This window comes from Allocoleopsis franciscana PCC 7113 (assembly GCF_000317515.1).
Classification (GTDB): domain Bacteria; phylum Cyanobacteriota; class Cyanobacteriia; order Cyanobacteriales; family Coleofasciculaceae; genus Allocoleopsis; species Allocoleopsis franciscana.
This window is the reverse complement of sequence record NC_019738.1, coordinates 3,402,728-3,421,436: the sequence shown is the minus strand read 5'-3', so window position 1 is coordinate 3,421,436 and position 18,709 is coordinate 3,402,728. Positions and strand designations below refer to the sequence as shown.

At 43.9% G+C, this 18,709-nt stretch carries 15 protein-coding genes; 11 read left to right on the top strand and 4 right to left on the bottom strand.

Annotated elements, in window-relative coordinates; genetic code table 11:
* Positions 1–65: 65 nt before the first annotated feature.
* Positions 66–932: a sterol desaturase family protein gene (locus MIC7113_RS14250; protein ID WP_015182878.1), complete on the top strand. Its 867-nt coding sequence runs from the start codon at positions 66–68 to the stop codon at positions 930–932.
* Here MIC7113_RS14250 and MIC7113_RS14245 read toward each other — a convergent pair.
* Positions 922–1,650 (bottom strand): hypothetical protein, encoded by a 729-nt coding sequence (locus tag MIC7113_RS14245; RefSeq protein WP_015182877.1) that lies wholly within the window; start codon positions 1,648–1,650, stop codon positions 922–924. The genes MIC7113_RS14250 and MIC7113_RS14245 overlap by 11 nt on opposite strands.
* A gap of 450 nt (positions 1,651–2,100) precedes the next feature.
* Here MIC7113_RS14245 and MIC7113_RS14240 point away from each other — a divergent pair, with 450 nt between their 5' ends.
* From MIC7113_RS14240 to MIC7113_RS14205, 8 genes are all read left to right on the top strand, one after another.
* Positions 2,101–2,622 carry a photosystem I assembly protein Ycf3 gene (locus MIC7113_RS14240; protein ID WP_015182876.1) on the top strand — a complete coding sequence of 174 codons (522 nt, stop codon included), beginning with the start codon at positions 2,101–2,103 and terminating at the stop codon, positions 2,620–2,622.
* Between the two features lie 97 nt (positions 2,623–2,719).
* Complete coding sequence (gatC, locus tag MIC7113_RS14235; protein ID WP_041780830.1) at positions 2,720–3,013, top strand: Asp-tRNA(Asn)/Glu-tRNA(Gln) amidotransferase subunit GatC; 294 nt, start codon at positions 2,720–2,722, stop codon at positions 3,011–3,013.
* 167 nt (positions 3,014–3,180) lie between these two features.
* The gene (locus tag MIC7113_RS14230) at positions 3,181–4,137 is read left to right on the top strand and encodes a glutathione S-transferase family protein (RefSeq protein ID WP_015182874.1); all 957 of its coding nucleotides are present in this window, start codon (positions 3,181–3,183) and stop codon (positions 4,135–4,137) included.
* A gap of 111 nt (positions 4,138–4,248) precedes the next feature.
* The gene (locus MIC7113_RS14225; RefSeq protein ID WP_015182873.1) at positions 4,249–7,707 is read left to right on the top strand and encodes a response regulator; all 3,459 of its coding nucleotides are present in this window, start codon (positions 4,249–4,251) and stop codon (positions 7,705–7,707) included.
* Positions 7,708–7,796: 89 nt separating this feature from the next.
* On the top strand, positions 7,797–9,857 hold the full coding sequence (locus MIC7113_RS14220; RefSeq protein ID WP_015182872.1) for a response regulator: 2,061 nt from the start codon (positions 7,797–7,799) through the stop codon (positions 9,855–9,857).
* 16 nt (positions 9,858–9,873) lie between these two features.
* Complete coding sequence (locus MIC7113_RS14215) at positions 9,874–11,709, top strand: hybrid sensor histidine kinase/response regulator (RefSeq protein WP_015182871.1); 1,836 nt, start codon at positions 9,874–9,876, stop codon at positions 11,707–11,709.
* Positions 11,710–11,762: 53 nt separating this feature from the next.
* Positions 11,763–12,137 (top strand): DUF1823 family protein, encoded by a 375-nt coding sequence (locus MIC7113_RS14210; RefSeq protein WP_015182870.1) that lies wholly within the window; start codon positions 11,763–11,765, stop codon positions 12,135–12,137.
* A gap of 251 nt (positions 12,138–12,388) precedes the next feature.
* Positions 12,389–14,047, top strand: coding sequence for a cation:proton antiporter (locus MIC7113_RS14205; RefSeq protein ID WP_081594723.1), 1,659 nt, complete (start codon positions 12,389–12,391; stop codon positions 14,045–14,047).
* Here MIC7113_RS14205 and MIC7113_RS14200 read toward each other — a convergent pair.
* A complete protein-coding gene (locus tag MIC7113_RS14200; protein ID WP_015182868.1) occupies positions 14,013–14,720 on the bottom strand; it encodes a potassium channel family protein in 708 nt (235 codons plus the stop codon). The two genes, MIC7113_RS14205 and MIC7113_RS14200, sit on opposite strands and share 35 nt — an antisense overlap.
* A gap of 26 nt (positions 14,721–14,746) precedes the next feature.
* Positions 14,747–16,672 carry a GTPase family protein gene (locus MIC7113_RS14195; protein ID WP_015182867.1) on the bottom strand — a complete coding sequence of 642 codons (1,926 nt, stop codon included), beginning with the start codon at positions 16,670–16,672 and terminating at the stop codon, positions 14,747–14,749.
* Between the two features lie 166 nt (positions 16,673–16,838).
* Here MIC7113_RS14195 and MIC7113_RS14190 point away from each other — a divergent pair, with 166 nt between their 5' ends.
* Together MIC7113_RS14190 and MIC7113_RS14185 are read left to right on the top strand one after the other, a co-directional pair.
* Entirely contained in the window at positions 16,839–17,180 is a 342-nt protein-coding gene (locus tag MIC7113_RS14190; protein ID WP_015182866.1) for a nucleotidyltransferase family protein, read from the top strand.
* Positions 17,167–17,508: a HepT-like ribonuclease domain-containing protein gene (locus tag MIC7113_RS14185; RefSeq protein ID WP_015182865.1), complete on the top strand. Its 342-nt coding sequence runs from the start codon at positions 17,167–17,169 to the stop codon at positions 17,506–17,508. Before MIC7113_RS14190 ends, MIC7113_RS14185 begins: the two co-directional genes overlap by 14 nt.
* Before the next feature lie 553 nt (positions 17,509–18,061).
* Here MIC7113_RS14185 and MIC7113_RS37625 read toward each other — a convergent pair.
* Positions 18,062–18,667, bottom strand: a complete 606-nt coding sequence (locus tag MIC7113_RS37625; protein WP_041780059.1) for a hypothetical protein — start codon at positions 18,665–18,667, stop codon at positions 18,062–18,064.
* Positions 18,668–18,709: the final 42 nt, after the last annotated feature.

The window sequence follows — 18,709 nt, the reverse complement described above, 5'->3', positions numbered from 1 at the left end:
GCAGTTGTCTTTTCCGGGTGATCAGGGTAAAAGTTGTAAGAAAACTTTGATCAAACATTGAATTCATGAAAGGACGGTTGGTTAGGGCGCTAGTTCTATATATTCTGCTCACAGTTCTGTTTGGTATCCTCGAACGCTTCTATCCAAGCATTCCCAATCAACCTAAATGGCGGCGTGGTGTCTGGTTAGACTCGTTCTATTGGTTTTTCACCCCCATGGTGATTCAGATCCTGAGCATGATTTCCATCGCATTAGTCGTTCTGCCGCTATACCTGCTGCTGGGGCGATCGCTACAATGGGACAGCGTTTTGGCAGGCTACGGTCCGATCTCACAGTTACCCCTTTGGGTACAAGGTGCGATCGCGATTGTCATTGGCGATTTTATTGGTTACTGGACTCATCGCTGGCACCATACCCGCCAACTCTGGGATTATCATGCTGTCCACCATAGTGCAGAGATCGTGGACTGGCTGACGGCAGTTCGTCTGCATCCGGTCAATGACATCATCTCGCGAGTGATGCAAGCCTCTCCTTTGCTGATTCTAGGCATCTCTCCGATCGCGGTTGAAGTTTATGTACCTTTCTTATCCAGCTACGTGGCTTTGATTCATGCCAATATTTCCTGGACTTATGGGCCTTTTCGCTATGTCCTAGCGAGTCCTGCCTTTCACCGTTGGCACCATACCATGGACGAAGAAGGATGGGGCAAGAACTTTGCAGGACTCTTCCCCATTTATGATGTAATTTTTGGCACGTTTTACATGCCTCGTGGTCGCCAGCCCAAGAATTTTGGACTCTATGGCGAGACAATCACAGAAAACTTTATGGCTCAATTGCTTTACCCCTTCCGTCACTGGAAATTTCTTAGCAAGTGGCTGAATCAGAGCAAGCCTGTAACCGAGTACCAAGAAGAGGAAACCGTTAACCTTTAACGTCCAAATTCTTCAGAATAAAGTCAGCTCGTGGTGCAAACCCATCTCCATATTCGGCTGGATAATGGGTAATTACATAAAATACTTTCCCATTCGCTTCGCCAATATAGAGTGCAGCAAGGATGTTTTGCTCACTTCCAGGTTGTTTGTAAATAATTTTTTCCTTTGCCCAAGAATACGGAACATCTTTCGTCCGATTCTCCATTTGCCACTGATTTTTTTGAACCAGTCCACCCTTTGCCGTTAGTAATCTTTCAAGCTGTTCTGCATTGTTTACCTCGTTAGGAAAGAAAACGGAGACGTAGGCATCGCTATTTTTATTGCCATCTATGTTGAAATAAAATAGGCTTCCTGTCCCTTCCCCAGAACTAACAGATTCGGCAACAAAATCATCTTTAGGGAAATAGGTGGTAAAAATCTGACTGAGCTCATCGTAAAGCTTCAGCGTCACCTCACTCTTTTCCCCTTCAATACTAATCGTGTCAGTTTTCGTGCTGGGTTTTGTTGATACCTGGGTTGTGTCAGGGGTTTGCTCTGGCTGATTATTAGGCGTTGCCGCAGGTGATGGTGCGGTGGATTGTTCGCTTTGAGTGGGGACGTTAGCGCGATCGCTGCCAACGTCTGAATCAACGGTATTATTTGAACCCGATGTACAGGCCGCAATTGTACTTAGGGCTAAAATGGCTCCCAGCAAAGATAAATTTTGAAAACGTTTCATCTCAAATTTCAGATAATCACCTACTCATTCATCGTAAAAAAAGGAAACATGGTTTTGTGGTTGCCTTGTGTAGCATCAAACAATGGCACATATAGCAGAAGGCAGGAGGTAGGAGGCAGGAGGTAGAAGGTAGAGGGTAGACCGGAGCTCATACGAGGACAGAAGGAGCTTATGTTTATTAATAGTACGTGGTCATTTAAGCCGTTAAAGAAAGTCCTAACCTTTATGGCGACAGCTAGACCATTTAATCTCGGAATTAGACATCGTACAGGCTGAAAAGCCATTGTGGGTCAGATACCCAGATGATATCCAAAGCGGACTCGCCATTCTCCAAGCACTGGGTAACCCTCTCAGCCGTGACCAATCGACGTTAAATTTACAAGTAGTATCCGAAAACACCAACTAACCACGCTACTCTAGTCAACTGAGCGCAATAACATACAGGTATCTATGCCCAGAAGTCAACGTAACGATAACTTCATCGACAAAAGCTTTACGGTGATGGCAGATCTAATCCTGAAGCTGATGCCAGCCAACAAGCAAGCCAAAGAAGCCTTTGCCTACTACCGTGACGGGATGTCAGCTCAAGCGGATGGTGAATATGCCGAAGCCTTGGAAAACTATAAAGAAGCTTTGACACTAGAGGAAGACTCCTACGACAAGAGCTATATCCTTTACAATATGGGGCTGATTTACGCCAGTAACGGTGATCATCAGCAAGCGTTGGAACTCTATCATGAGGCGCTCGAACTCAACCCGCGTCTGCCTCAAGCCCTTAACAATATTGCCGTAATCTACCACTACCAGGGGGAACAGGCAAAGGAAGCGGGAAACCCGGATGGGGCTAATGCTTTGTTTGACGAAGCGGCTGAATACTGGAAACGTGCGATTCGCCTTGCCCCGAATAACTACATTGAGGCACAAAACTGGCTGAAAACCACAGGGCGATCGGAGCTGGATGTCTACTTTTAGAAGTGAGCTGGTTGAAAGTTGATAAGTTGATCGATAAAACCTTCAACCTTCAACCTTCAACCCCCAACCTTCAACCTGATAATTACCAACCATGTCTATTATTGATCGAGAACAAGTTCGTAAAGTTGCTAATCTTGCCCGCTTGGAGATGGCAGTGGAGCAAGAAGAGCAAATGACCGCTCAACTGAGTAGCATTTTGGAATATTTTGAACAACTGAGCGAATTAGATACATCGGATGTAGCGCCGACGACGAGGGCGATTGATGTGAGTAACGTTACTCGCCCGGATGAGTTGCAACCTTACCCTGATCGAGATGCACTGCTTGGAGAGGCTCCTGATCAGGATGGTGACTTCTTTAAAGTGCCACAAATTCTACAAGCGGAAGAGTAATTTTGAAGTATGAAGGATGAAAAATGAAATACGGTTTAGGTTAGAGATCATTTTACCAAAGCCCAGAGCAAAGCTTTTGGTATTGAAACTCTTTCTTAGCAGATAAAGTAAGCTGTTTTTCAGACTTCATACTTTATTTTTCATCCTTGATTTGGCAGGGGGTCATTATGGCATTAGGTCAGCTTGTTGAGGGGAAGTGGGTATCCAAACGCGAACAAGAAGATTCCAACGGACGCTTCCTCCGTCCATCGACCACATTCCGCGATCGCATTACTGCCGATGGTGCTAGTGGCTTTAAGGCGGAGTCCGGGCGCTATCATCTCTATATTTCCTGGGCTTGTCCTTGGGCGAATCGAACCGCGATTATGCGGAAACTCAAAGGTTTAGAGGATGCAATCGGTTTGTCTGTGGTCGATCCGGTGATGGGTGAAGAGGGTTGGATGTTCTCCGATTTTCCAGGTTCCATCCCTGATACGGTGAATGGTACGCAATACATTCGAGATATTTATCTCAAAGCTGACCCTAAGTACACAGGACGAGTGACTGTTCCCATTCTCTGGGATAAGCAAACAAACACAATCGTCAATAACGAATCCCGTGAGATCATTCAAATGTTAGATACAGAATTTGACAGCGTTGCCAAGTCTGAGGCTAACTTTTATCAAGAGGACTTGCGGGACAAAATTGATCAGACCATTGATGCCATCTATCAACCCATCAACAATGGTGTCTACCGGGCAGGATTTGCCACGAAACAACAGGCATACGAAGACGCTGTAACCGAATTGTTTGATGCTCTCGATTACTGGGAAAGCGTTTTAGAGAAGCAGCGGTATTTGTGTGGAGACGGTATCACTGAAGCAGATTGGTGTATGTTTACGACGTTATTCCGCTTCGATGCTGTTTATTACGTTCACTTCAAGTGCAACCTGCGCCACATCTATGAATACCCCAATCTCTGGAATTATCTCAAAGACCTTTATCAACAGCCAGGGGTGAAAGAAACCTGCAATCTTGAACATATCAAGTTGCATTATTACAAAAGTCATCCTAATGTAAACCCTCATGGTCTTGTTCCCAAGGGTCCAATTCTTGACTTTGATTCCCCTCATAATCGGCATTAGGCAGGTGAGGAGACTTGTCGTACATTAGGTGTTATTGAGTGGGGGTACAATCGGTTGTGCCCCTACAGTATTTTTTTACCGGAAACGGAATAACTTGCACCTATCTTAAATATGCAATGCAAGAATAACCCAATCTTGATAATAGGCAATCGGATAGAGAATCGCCAGGTATTTGTCCAATATTTATCCCAATCCAAATATGACATTACCCAAGCTAGCAATGGAGAGGAAGCCTTAAAAATTATAGAAAACGGTCTGAAACCCAGCCTAATCTTGTTGGATATGCCTCATAGGGGTGGCTCTAAAGTCACTCAAAAAATCCGTAAAATTTGGCAGGCTGAGCAAGTGCCGATTTTATGGTTAATTGATAAAAACCAAAACCAGAATTGGGAAACGGGTTTAGAAATGGGGGTCAATGATTATCTAACCCAACCCCTCTCCAAAGAGGAACTGATTTTCCGGATCAATACTCAGATAGAGCTTTGCCGGCTCAAAGCTGAAAATCAACGTCTTTCCAGGGAAGGGAAAGCATTGAAGCAGGAAAATACTGACCTCAAAATCTTGCTAGAAACTTCAACTGAACACGGTGATACAGTAGTCAATCAGTTGAAAGACCAAGCCGATGAAGCTGTACGGGAAAGCGAACGTAAGCTGGCTCAATTTTTAGAAGCTGTACCGGTTGGGGTGGGAGTACTTGATGCTAACAGTAAACTTTACTTTTTAAATCAAAAAGCGAAGGAAATTTTTGCTAAAGGAGTCGATCCAGACACACCCGTTGACAGGCTTTCGGAAGCTTATCAAATCTATATCGCAGGTACGAATGAATTATATCCCTCTGAAAACTTGCCCATCGTGCGATCGCTGAAGGGGGAAAATGTAACCGCTGACGATTTGGAAGTCCACCAAGGCAATCAAAGAATTCCTATCGAAGTTTGGGCAACACCTATCTATGATGCAGATGGGAATATTGCTTATAGTATTAACGCTTTGCAAGACATCGCGGAACGCAAACGAACGGAGAAAATATTAGCGGATTACAACCGGAATTTGGAACAAGAAGTTGCCGATCGCACTCAGGAATTAGAAGAAAAAAATCGACAACTCCAACAAGAAATTCGGGCGAGTGAAATAGCCGCCAGACAGCGCCAGTTGTTAGAGGATAAACTGAGAACTTCTGAAAAGAGAATGCGGGCGGTTTTTGAGGCAATGACTGACATTATCTTGGTGATTGATTCCCAAGGAACCAATATAGAAGTCGCACCAACAAATCCAGGTCGTTTATACGAAGGAACAACTTACTTAGTTAACCAGACTATTGAACAATTTATTCAAGGTGAGAGAGCTGAAAATTGGTTAAGCCAAATTCGGCGGGTTATAGAAACCCAGGAAACTATCGATTTCGATTACAGCTTACCCATTAACAAGGATGAAGTAGGAAGTTTCAAATCTGTGGGAAACACGACTCAGGAACGAGGGGAACCCGCCGATCATTCACTTCAGACTTTATCCTTCACCCTTCACCCTTCTGAAGTTTGGTTCACGGCTAGCCTTTCACCTTTGCCCGATGGTTCAGTCCTCTGGGTTGCTCGCAATATCACGGCTCGTAAACGTGCAGAGATGGCACTGCGTCAATCAGAAGAAAAGTTTGCCAAAGCCTTTCGTTCCTGTCCGAGTGCCTTCACAATCACTCGGCAAATCGATGGTTGTCATATCGAAATTAACGATAGTTTCTGTCAGTTTATAGGTTACACCCGTGCAGAAGTGCTGGGTCGTACTGCCGTCGATCTGAACCTTTGGGTGAATTGGGAAGACCGTACCCAACTGTTCCAGATTCTGCAAGAGGAGGGCGTCATTCGCAACTATGAATTCACGTTTAGAACCAAATCCGGTGAAGTGAGGACAGCATTATTATCCGCAGAGATGATTGACTTGGATGGACAAATTCATATTATTTCTGTCAGTCAAGATATCAGCGATCGCAAGCAGGCACAAGCCGCATTGCAACAGGCAAAAGAAGCGGCAGAAACGGCAAATCGCGCCAAAAGCCGATTCCTCGCCAATATGAGTCACGAACTGCGGACTCCCCTCAATGCCATCATCGGATTTACCCAATTACTTACTCGTGACTCATCCCTCAATCCAGAACAGCAGGAGTATCTAGGAATTATTCAGCGTTCGGGTGAGCATTTACTAGAACTAATTAATAATGTTCTGCAAATGTCCAAAATCGAGGTGGGTCGGGTCACGCTGAATAAGAATAATTTTGACCTGTACCATCTGCTGGATACTCTTGAAGCCATGTTCAAGTTGCCCGTCCAAAATAAGAATTTGCAGTTAGTATTTGACCGCACGCCCACCCTTCCTCAATACGTGCAAACTGACGAAAGTAAGTTGCGTCAAGTTTTAATTAACCTCCTAGGAAACGCAATTAAATTTACTACTGAGGGGGGTGTTACCTTGCGAATAGCTAGTAAGTTCAAGAGCGAAGAATCTAATAATTTACCAGTTAAAAGATTGAACGTTGAAGGTTCTCAACCGTCTTCATATCAGCAACATTTGAAGCTTCAACCTGTAACTCTTTATTTTGAGGTAGAAGACACGGGATTCGGCATTGCCCCAGAAGAAATGGACTCCTTATTTGAACCCTTTTTGCAAACACAAACGGGTCGGCAAGCCTTAGAAGGAACAGGTCTAGGTTTACCCATAGCCCGACAATTTGTGCAACTGATGGGGGGAGATATTAGGGTTAGCAGTCATTTAGGTAAGGGAAGTATTTTTCACTTTGAGATCGAGGTCGATATTGCCCAAGAACCTAAAATTGTAACGACCCAAGCCAGCCGTAGGGTGATTGGCTTAGAATCTGGACAACCGAAATATCGCATCCTTGTTGTTGACGATCGCCTGGAAAGTCGTGTTCTGTTAGTTAAACTTCTGGCATCTGTCGGTTTTGAGGTACTCGAAGCGGTGAATGGGCAAGAAGCGATTGAATTGTGGTCAAGCTGGGAACCTCACCTGATCTGGATGGATATGCGGATGCCGGTCATGGATGGGTATGAAGCCACTAAACGCATCAAAGCAGACTTAAAAGGTCAAGCCACGGCAATTGTTGCCTTAACCGCCAGTGCTTTTGAGGAAGAACGTTCCGTTGTTTTGTCAGCAGGCTGTGACGACTTTGTGCGTAAGCCCTTTCGAGAGTCGGTTATCTTTGAAAAGATGACTCAACATTTAGGGGTGCGTTATATTTATGCAGAATCCGCCTCATCCGCGTCAGAAGGTGGAAGGCAAAAGATGGAAAGCGAACCAGGGGATTCATCTTACCCTGCGGATTCTGCTGTGCCCTACATCCTTGAGCCTTCATCCTTCTACGTAATGCCAATTGAGTGGGTTCAGGAACTATACCAGGCGGCTGTCACCATTGATAATGAGCGAATACTTCAGCTCATCGAGCAAATCCCTGCTGCCCATAACCCACTAGCCAAAGTAATAGCTGATTTAGTCAATAATTTCCGTTGCGACAAAATTCTGGATTTAATTGAACAAGCTAAAATCTTGGAACAAGGAACTGATTAAGGATAGCCGACAAATAAATAAAGGTTATTTATACATTCTATTTATTTCTGCATCTTGCAAAAACGTTATCTTAACTATTATTTAAACCTATGAATACTAACCAGCTTGAGGCTATATCAGGAAACATTTTAATCGTTGATGATACACCGGAAAATCTGCAAATATTATCCGCAACTCTCTCAGAGAGGGGATATAAAGTCCGGGGCGTTGTCAAAGGGAAAATGGCGCTAAGAGCCGCTAAATCAGCTCCACCTGATCTGATTTTATTGGATATTAGAATGCCAGAAATGGATGGCTATGAGGTCTGCTCTCAACTCAAAGCTGAACCAAAAACTCGCGAAATTCCAGTTATTTTTATTAGTGCTTTGGATGAAGTATTGGACAAAATTAAAGCCTTTGCAGTTGGTGGAGCTGACTATATTACCAAACCCTTTCAAGTTGCAGAAGTTTTAGCAAGAGTTGAGCATCAACTGACGATTCGCAGACTCTCCCATCAACTCCAAGAACAAAATCAACAATTACAACAGGAAATTCAAGAGCGATTAAAGGCTGAAAAAGCGGCTGAAGCAGCCTCTAAAGCGAAAAGTGAGTTTCTGGCAAATATGAGTCATGAACTCCGGACTCCTCTTAATGCAATTCTCGGTTTTACTCAAGTGATGAGCCGCGATTTACAACTGAGTACCGAGCAGCGAGAATATCTCAGAATCATCAATCGCAGTGGTGAGCATTTACTAGATTTAATCAATGATGTTTTGGATTTGTCTAAAATAGAGGCGGGTTTAAGTACACTTCATGAAAGTAGCTTTGACCTGTATCGCCTCCTTGACTCTTTGGAGGAAATGTTACAAATCAAAGCTGAACAGAAAAAAATCAAACTAATTTTTAATATCCCCTCGAATGTTCCTCAATATATAAAGACAGACCCTAAAAAACTACGAATTTGTTTAATCAATCTTTTAGGAAATGCTATTAAGTTCACGGACAATGGGACTGTTACTTTACGAGTGAATACAGGACTAGAGACGGCAGAAAAAGATACTGAAAAATCTAGATGGACTCTTTGCCCTTCGTCTGATTTCCAATCCTTATTTCCTCATACCATCCATTTTGAAGTAGAAGATACGGGACCTGGAATTGCACCAGCGGAAATGACAGACTTATTTGATGCCTTTGTGCAAACGGAAACAGGTCGAAAATTTTCTGAAGGAACGGGATTGGGTTTAGCCATAACCCGAAAATTTGTGCAACTGATGGGAGGAGAAATTCAGATTAGCAGTGTTTTAGGTGAGGGGGCAATTTTTAAATTTGATATTAAAATTGATGAGCCAGATTCGATTGAACTGATCACCAAACCCCTCCGGCGTGTCATAGGTTTAGAGCCAAATCAAGAGGTGTATCGCCTGCTTGTGGTTGATGATAGCAAAGAAAACCGTTTACTCCTCGTTAAATTGCTCCAACCGATTGGTTTTGAGGTGCGGGAGGCTGAAAATGGTGTTGAAGGATTAGCTCTATGGGAGAGTTGGCAGCCTCATCTGATTTTGATGGATACACGGATGCCTGTAATGGATGGATTAGAGGCGACTAGACAAATTCGAGCTAGGGAAAGACAGAGACACACAGGCAGAGGGACAGATACAAGACGATGGAGTAATGGGGAGAGACAGCCAGTTTTTGCCTCCAATCAGTCTTTGAGTGTTTCCCTATTATCAAACTCTCCCCCGACTACCCGGATTATTGCACTGACAGCGAGTACTTTCGAGGAAAAGCGGGGAGAGCTTTTAGCCATCGGTTCCGATGATTTTGTCCGTAAACCTTTTACTGAAGAAGTAATCTTTGAAAAGCTCGCTGAATACCTGGAAGTGCGTTACATTTATGAAGATTTACCTCCATCCCCTCAGGCATCTCGAAAAGGAGATAAGACGGGCGAAAAATCGGATTCATTTTTTCTCTCAGAATTGGCTAAGATGCCCATACTTTGGGTAAAAGAACTTTATCAGGCTGCGAATGTAGTGAATGAAGACTTAGTTTTTGATTTAATTCAGCAAATTCCCCCAGAAAATACGGCTCTATCTGAAGCTTTAACCGATTTGTTTAATGATTTTCGTCTTGATGTCATTGTGAATGTCACTCAACAAGTGTTAAAGGCTTAAGCGTGGGTAATGGAATATGGGCAAAAAAACATCCATTACAAGTAATAATAAAGAACCGAGAATTTTATTGGTTGATGATAAACCAACAAACCTACGTTTTTTATCCCAAATTCTGATCGAACGGGGGTATAAAGTGCAAAGGGCTATTTCTGGACAACTAGCCTTGAATGCCGCGATCGCATCTCCCCCTGATTTGATTTTGCTTGATATTATCATGCCAGATATGGATGGTAATGAAGTGTGTCGTAGGCTGAAATCTAGGGACGAAACGAAAGAAGTTCCAATTATTTTCCTGACGGCATTAAATGAAACGGTGGAAAAAGTCAAAGCCTTTAAGGGGGGTTGCGTTGACTATATTACTAAGCCATTTCAAGTCGAAGAACTTTTAGCACGAATCGAAAATCAACTGACCATTCAACGCCTCTCTCAGCAGTTAAAACAACAAAATAGCCGACTCCAGCAGGAAATTAGCGATCGCAAACGGGCAGACGAAAAACTACGACGGAGTGAGGCGAACCTGGCAACGGCTCAACGAGTTGCTCATGTCGGGAGTTGGGAATTTGATGTCATCACTCAAAAAATTACTTGGTCAGAAGAATTATTCCGCATTTTTGGTCTTGATCCAAGAGATCCAGAACCAAACCATGCTCAGCTTTTAAAGAAAGTTCATCATGATGACCGAGCTTTATGGAAAAAATTGATTGAGCAAGTGTTGAAATCTGGAAAATCCTACGAATCTGACTTTCGCCTGGTACGCCCTGATTGTTCTATCCGGTATGTTGAGGCCAGAGGGAAAGCCATTTTCAACGAACAAGGACAGGTTATTCGACTGTTTGGCACGATACTCGATATTACTGAACGCAAACTAGTAGAGAAAGCACTGCGAGAATCAGAAGCACGAAAACAAGAAAAGGCGAGAGAAGTAGAACTAACCTTATCACAATTAAAACGCACCCAAGCCCAACTGATTCAAGCCGAAAAAATGTCGAGTTTGGGGCAAATGGTTGCAGGCGTTGCTCATGAAATCAATAATCCTGTCAGCTTTATTTACGGCAATCTTCATGTGGCTAGGGAATACTTTCAAGACCTCAGCCGCTTAATCGAAATTTATCAGCAGACTTACCCTAATCCCACACCTGAAATTCAGCAGATTATTCAGGAAATCGATTGGTTTTTTTTGGTCAACGATTGGCAAAAACTCGTGAACTCAATGGAAGTGGGGGCGGAGCGCATTCACCAAATTGTGCGCTCACTTCGGCTGTTTTCTAGACTGGATGAATCCGAACTCAAATCAGTTGATATTCACGAAGGCATCGACAATACTTTATTACTTTTGCAGCATCGCCTAAGATCCAAAGGTGACACCCCTGAGATTGAAGTGATAAAAAACTATGGTCAACTTCCCCTGATTACTTGTTATGCCAGTCAATTAAATCAGGTGTTTATGAATTTGCTCAGTAATGCAATTGATGCCCTAGAAAATCAAGCAGTTCCGCGCCGAATTACCATATTTACTCAGGTAAGAGATGGGGGCTGGGAACCACAAAAGAGCGGGGACAAGACAGAGCAAAAAACCTCTATCCAGTCTCCCTCATTCCCAGAGGAAATTCCTCATTTTGTTGTGATTCGGATTGCTGACAATGGGACTGGGATGAATCAGAAAGTGCAGCATCAGATCTTTGACCCATTTTTTACTACCAAGCCTGTAGGGAGTGGTACGGGTTTAGGATTAGCCATTAGCTACCAGATTGTGGTAGAAAAACATCAGGGACATATCAGTTGCATTTCTACCCCAGGGCAAGGAGCAGAGTTTATCGTAGAGATTCCAGTAAGAGCGAAAGCCGATCATTGATAGCCTGAGAATACAACTGATAACAAATCCGTATTGACAAAGAATACCTACTCATGCATGAACTCCCCTCACTCACTCCCGATACTATCTGGGCAATATTGAATGAAGAAATTGCCGATGATACCGTCAATAAACTGGTTTGGAACTATCTAGGATATCGCTATGATTCAACCGCAAATCAATGGGATATTACCCAGGTTGCTCCTGAATGGCAAGAGGAATATCCAGAACCACCGAACTTTATTGAAAGCCGTCCTGCAACAGTAAAATTGACTCGCTCGATTCCACCAGCCAATAAACAACTGTTAAAAGAGCAATTGGGTTTTAAAGGTTATAAAATCGGTGAATTTGGTCCCCGGCAGACTCGCCGAGCTACGGCAGCTAATTGGCTGTTGAGTTATATGAAAGATACAGGTTTAACACAATAGCAAGTTGATCGCAATAGCAAAATTTGACTCAGGATGCAACGGTACAAAGCTGAGGGTTGGAATCAGAAAACCCTCTAGGTTGAGTTTCAGTTCATCCCTTAAGATACGAAGAGTTGTTCTGTGGAACCTGACCCTAGATTTGTCCTTTATCTGAGTAAGTAGATGCTATGCAATGGCTAGACGATAGCCCTATCGGGATGCTGACGCTCGTAAACTCACTACCGCTTCGCTATTGCGATAACCCGATCGGGATGCTGCGCGATCGCATCCTCCTGGCAGTCCCCGTCTCAGGCGGCGATAGCAACCTGGCGGAAGTATTAACCGTTCTGATCGTCCTGTTGCTGGTCGCCACAGGGGTTGCCCTCATCTCACGCCGACTTCGTATTCCTTATATTGCAGGTTTGGTGTTGGCAGGGCTAGCCATTACTGAGCTTTTGCCTGAGACCAATCGCATCCGCCTAGACTCTTCCCTAATTTTCAATTTATTCTTGCCGATTCTGCTCTTTGAAGCTGCACTGAATACAGATATCAGTCGTTTGCGAAGTACGATTAAACCCATTGCCCTGCTGGCGGGGCCGGGAATTCTGCTGTGTGCTGGCATTACTTCAGTTTTACTGAGACTAGAGCTCGGTTTAGATTGGATACCCGCCTCATTGGTCGGCGTGATTTTGTCCATTACAGATACAGCCCTAGTGATTGCGGTGTTTAAGGAGGTGTCTGCGCCTCACCGCTTAGTCACCCTCGTTGAGGGTGAAAGTCTGGTTAACGATGATGTGGCTCTCGTTTTATTTAGTCTGATTTTGACCGTTTACAAGACGGGTACATTATCGCCTTTATACGTAGTCCAGGAATTTTTGTTCGTCATCATCGGCGGTGCCTTAGTGGGTGCCGCATTGGGCTACCTCAGTATTGGTTTATTAAGCCAATCCGATGACCCATTGAGTAGCATTCTCCTCACCGTTGCCATTGCCTTGGGAGCTTTCCAAGCGGGTCAGTTTCTCCACGTATCGGGTGTAGTGGCTGTTGTTGTAGCGGGATTGATTGTTGGCAACTTCGAGCATTCTCAAGTAACCTCAGCCTCGACTCAAGTAACGTTGTTTAGCTTCTGGGAATACGCTGGCTTTGGGGTCAATACCTTTATTTTTTTACTCATTGGTTTAGAGATTAATATCAACACTCTCTGGGAGACATTGCCAGCCGTTTTCTTAGCCTTTATTGCCTATCAAGTCGGGAGGGCAATTACCGTTTATCCACTGTTAGCGACGGTTCGGTTTTTTGACCGACCCATTCCGATGCGCTGGCGGCACGTTCTGTTTGTCGGCAATATTAAAGGATCGCTCTCAACCGCCTTGGCTTTGAGCTTACCGCTTGGATTGCCAGGACGAGAGAAACTAATTGCGATCGTCTTGGGCATTGTTTTGGTGTCTCTGGTGGGACAGGGGCTGAGTCTGCCTTGGGTTGTGCGACGCTTAAAGGTCGCTCACCGCTCGGAATCGTACCATCAGATTGAGGAATTGCAAGCCCAACTCATGACAGCTAAGGCAGCTCAGGATGAATTAGATGATCTATTCAAATCGGGAGTTTTGCCCAAAGCCGTCTACGAAGAGATGCGAGCGGCTTATCAGGTGCGGGTGGCTGCGTCTGAGAGAACATTGCGGGATATCTACAATCAGCGTCCGGGGCGAGCGTCTGAAAGTAATGGTGAAAGTCTTTCGGATGCACTTGGCGATAGCGAAGCGCTGCTGCGAAGCGCAGGTCGCACCAAACTAGACGCGATTCGTCGGCAATTGCTCCTCGCCGAAAAAGGGGCACTCACTGATGCTCTCCGCCGACGGATTCTCTCAGAAGAAGTCGTTGAAGAGCGCATCAAAACCCTCAATGAGCAACTCCTGAAGCTGGAGGATGACTAGAGCGAAGAGCCAAATAATCAACCACCTGATGCAACTGTTCAGATTTAGTCACTACTAGAATCGTTGACCCTGCTTCTAGCGTAGTATTGCCATTGGGAATGACAAGATCAGCATGAGGATGGGGTTGATAGCCAATGATCAAAGAACCCTCTGGGAAACGGGAATCCTTAGCGATTAGAGCAACGCTACGACCAGCCACATGGGAATCCGGTGGAAGTGATAGTTTGAAAATTTCTACTTGCCCCTGCTCGTAGTGCATCATCGATTCTACTTGGGGATATTCCAGCACCGTCACCATTGTATTCACTGCCAAGTCAACAGTGCTGATAACATGATGTGCTCCGGCAAGACGATAGGGTTCGGCAAAATCTCGGTTACGCATCCGAGTCACAATATGGGGAGCGCCATAGTGCTTGGCAAGGGTAATCATTGCCAGATTGAGCGGATCATCTCGGAGGGCAGCAACGACGGCATCAGCTTTGCGAATTCCTGCTTCTAGCAGCAATTGCGTATTGACGGCGCTACCGTCAAACGCCATCACCCCCACCTGCTCCCGTGCATATCGGCAGGCAGCCGGGTCAATATCAATCACGGCTATTGTATGCCCCAATGACACTAACTCTTGGGCTAAGTTCAGCCCCACTAAACCTGCTCCACCAATTAATACGTACATCGCTAATCTTTTAATTACTTAATTACTTAATTATTGACTGTTGTGTTGAGGTAATATTCAATCCGTTCCCGCAGTTGTTTATCCGTCAGATTTTGAGTCCAATATTCAACCAAGGCGTGACCAAATGCCCAAGCATTGCGCTCAGGTGAAGCCGGATTTTCCAACAATAAAGGCCAAAGCGATAGCAAATCAAAATTACGAATGTTAGTTTCACCTGAACTCAAGAGCGAAAATAAGTCATAGGCCATCTGGAGTTTACCAATAACCACCGGCAATTGTTCGACCGGAATTTGCTCGGCAAGCAAATAAGCTAAAGTTGGCTGTCCAGTAGTCAGCGTGGAAATAAACTGGAGGACGGGACTTTTGAGCAGTGTTGTGAGTCCCTGAGTGGTTGCCATCTGGAAGGTGTAGCGCTCGATAATTTTAGCGGCGGCAACGGTGCGGGCTTCTAAGTTACGTAAAAAGCGGGCAAGACGCAGTTGTTTAACAGGGTCGATCGCATCCACTAATGCTAACGATAGCGCGTCCACTCCCCAAGCCGTTCGTCCTGTTTTGCTGTCACTGGTTACGACAGGTAGAACAAAATCACAGAAATTATCCAGTAACTGAGCACGATACTCAGTCGCTTCTCGAATCGCTTTTTCCTTGGGACGATCGCCCCATTCCCAATCATAAGGCGGTTCCCACTCGCGGATGGGACGCAAACGATCCACTTGAGTGACAATAGCGATCGCAGGTAAGTCTGCAATATCCGCCTTCATATCCTTAAGAAAGTCCACATCCATTTGCAACGCTGGATCGAGGGCAGGGGTGATGAGTAGCAGCAAATCGGCATTGGTGGCATAATCAAGTACAAGTTCCCGCAAATCACCACGGTTGACTTGTTCGTAACCGGGAGTATCCCAAAGCGTCAAGGTTTCTCCAGATTGGGACTGCCAGTGGTAATTTTGAATCCGATCAGTACTGGGTAAAACATCAACTTCAGCTAAATCTGCCTGAAATAGCGTATTAATTAAGCTACTTTTTCCTGAACCCGTTCGCCCTACCAGTAAAATATTGACAGGTTTTTGCTCAACCGCTTCTGTGGGTTCGGCTTGAGTCAGGATTTCTCGGAGGGTTTGGGTTTTTGCCTTGGGTAACGTCGGTGTAGTAGTGGCAAATTCTGAGGGTAATTGGGTAGTACCTCCGTAAAGTGCGATCGCTTGCCGACATAAGTTTCGCAGCGCCGCTGCCCGTAACGACTGACCTAAATTGACCAACAATTGCTGAGTAGCTTGATTACTAGAACCTTGACTCGCGACTCTTGCGGCGGCTGCCGCCGGATTTAATACCCACTGCGCCCAGTTCCAGACTTGCCAGAGTTTACGGGCGGTTGGCTCTAGTTTGCGGTAGACTTCGTAGGCTTGGTAGGCTTGCCCAACTGTAACCTGATTGAGGGCAGGGGATAACTTTTGCATCCACCGATCCATATCATCCATTGTTCCCCGAATTAGCCCGTAAGCCTGGGGAACGTAGATGGAAAGCAGGGGATACTTGACTTCAGGATGGTAGATGTGTGCGATCGCCACCACAACTTCCTGGCATCGCTTCCAAAAAATTGACCAGTCTTCCCAAATCGGTGGATCGTTTTGTGCGTCTTTTAAGATGTCTTGGATTGCAATTTCGGCTTTACTGGTGGCGTCTGTTCCCGTTGGCTGTACGGTTGTGTCGTCGGCGGTAGATTCCAGTTCTTGATTGACTTCTGCTAATACAGCTTCTAGCTGGTTTACCTCAGATCGAGTCCATTTCACCAGCAACCAACGCCAACCGACTAATAGAAGGGTGAATACAGCCCAAATCCAATTAATGCCCCATTCGTGAATCTGCCTTCCTGCGGAGATTAGTAGGAAGACGATGATAATTGCGATCGGGGTTGCTAATACCACCCACTGCCAAGGTTTTAATCGCACCATTGCCCTATACCTGCCTCGATTAGACTGCTTATACCGTTATTGTCGCTAACATTCCTCGTAACGCTAGACCGTCTATCGGGGGATAACATGACGAATAAGCGCATTCGATTGCTGATTTCTTTGCGCGAAGTAAAGCTACACCCTATAAGGGAAAGGTGAGTCAAGTATGAAACAAAAGTTACCAATCCAACTACCTCCAGCAATGATGGATGCGATCGCGTCCCACATACCAGAGTTTTGCCAGCGATGGAAGATTGCAGAATTTTACTTCTTCGGTTCTGTGTTGCGAGACGATTTTCGACCCGATAGTGATATTGATGTTATGGTGCGATTTGATGCGGAAGCTACTTGGGGATTGTTGGAGTTTGTGCGGATGAAAGACGAGTTAGAAATTCTTCTAAAACGTGAGATTGATTTAGTGACAAAAACGTCAATTGAGCAAAGTCACAATTGGATTCGACGGCAAGAAATTTTAGATACTGCTCAAGTTGCTTATGTCGCGGGATAGTGCATCGCTAATTGATATTGTCAGAGATGGGGAATTGATTTTACAGTTTGCTCAAGGGGTAAGTCGTGAGCAGTTGGAATCAGATGTGATGAGGCAATCCGCAATTCTGTATCAAATTACAATTATGGGAGAGGCGACAAAACGATTGTCCCGTGAGTTTCGATCGCAGCATACAGAAGTACCTTGGGATGATATCGCTGGAATGCGAGACATGATTGCTCACCAATATGATCGGCTTGATATGAATATTGTCTGGCAAGTGATTCAGCGAAATATCCCAGATTTACTTATTATGATTGTGCCTCTATTGCCTGTCCAAGATGATTGAGAGATATACCGCCGATTCTAGTGCTTTGTTGACCTTTATCAATTCGGATTCTAACTAACTAACACAGGTTGATTCCATACGCTGTGAGTTGGTATTAGGATTTTCTCGCCTCCTTAGAGATATTTTAAAAAGTCGAAGCTACAAATTTCTTCCAAAGCTTTATTTTGTTTATGTATAAGTTTTTCTAATTCCTTGTCGTTAATCCTAATTCTCAGGTTTCCATGTTTGTCATAAGGATGAGCGTCCGTCCTCTGATTTCTCTGTGCATTAATTTCAGTGAAATACCTATTGGCAATTGGGAAATGATCTTCGATACACTTAGAATCTAAATTTACACCATATTCCTTGTTTGGCTTGGAAACATTTAAAATTTCGCATATTCTATCATAAATCAAATTGTTGAATAAGTTAAGATTTAGTAATGATTTTGAAGGGTCTATAATTCTATATTTAAAAAAGGAACGAAAAGAGAAATTCAATTCTGTATATATTTCTCTATCAGTCCATATTTTCTCATTAAAAAAACAATCCGGAGCTGAAATTGAAAATTCGCTCATGCTTCCAACAACTCTAGTAGCAAATCTAAAAGTTGTTCATTAATTTTGTAATTTTTATATAAGATCTGTTTAAGAATATAATGATCTATAGTGTCAAAAAATGACGCCATATCGAACTCAGATAGAAACTTGTAACCAGCTTCATAATAATTTCTGGTTTTCTGCTCAAACTTTTTCCATTGCTGCTTCCAAGGCTTGAAGAAAAAAATTCTGTCCTTTTCGCTATCTGTTGAGGTATGATAAACATTCCCAAATATAATATTATTGTAATACGGAGCTATATCATCATAGACAGCATCAGCAATTACGTTGATAATTGCTTGATAAACTAGCAAATCCTTAAATTTCAATAAAGATAATGGCCTTACAAGATTATTTTTTTTAGGTATAAATATTTTATAGGAGCTTTCTGGCTTAAATATTCCTTGTTCTATCTCATTTAATACAAACTTTATATTTTCATCTAAAAACAATCCAAATATTTTCAGGTCTTCATAATAGAGTTCTTTATATAAATCTCTAGTTGCTGTCTGTAAACGGCTAAAAGCTAGATGGAAGTTCTCTAGTGTTAGAAAATTATCAAATTGGTTTACCAAAAACATAAGTAGCTAAAATTAGCTGAAGCCCTTAAATGCACTTCTGTA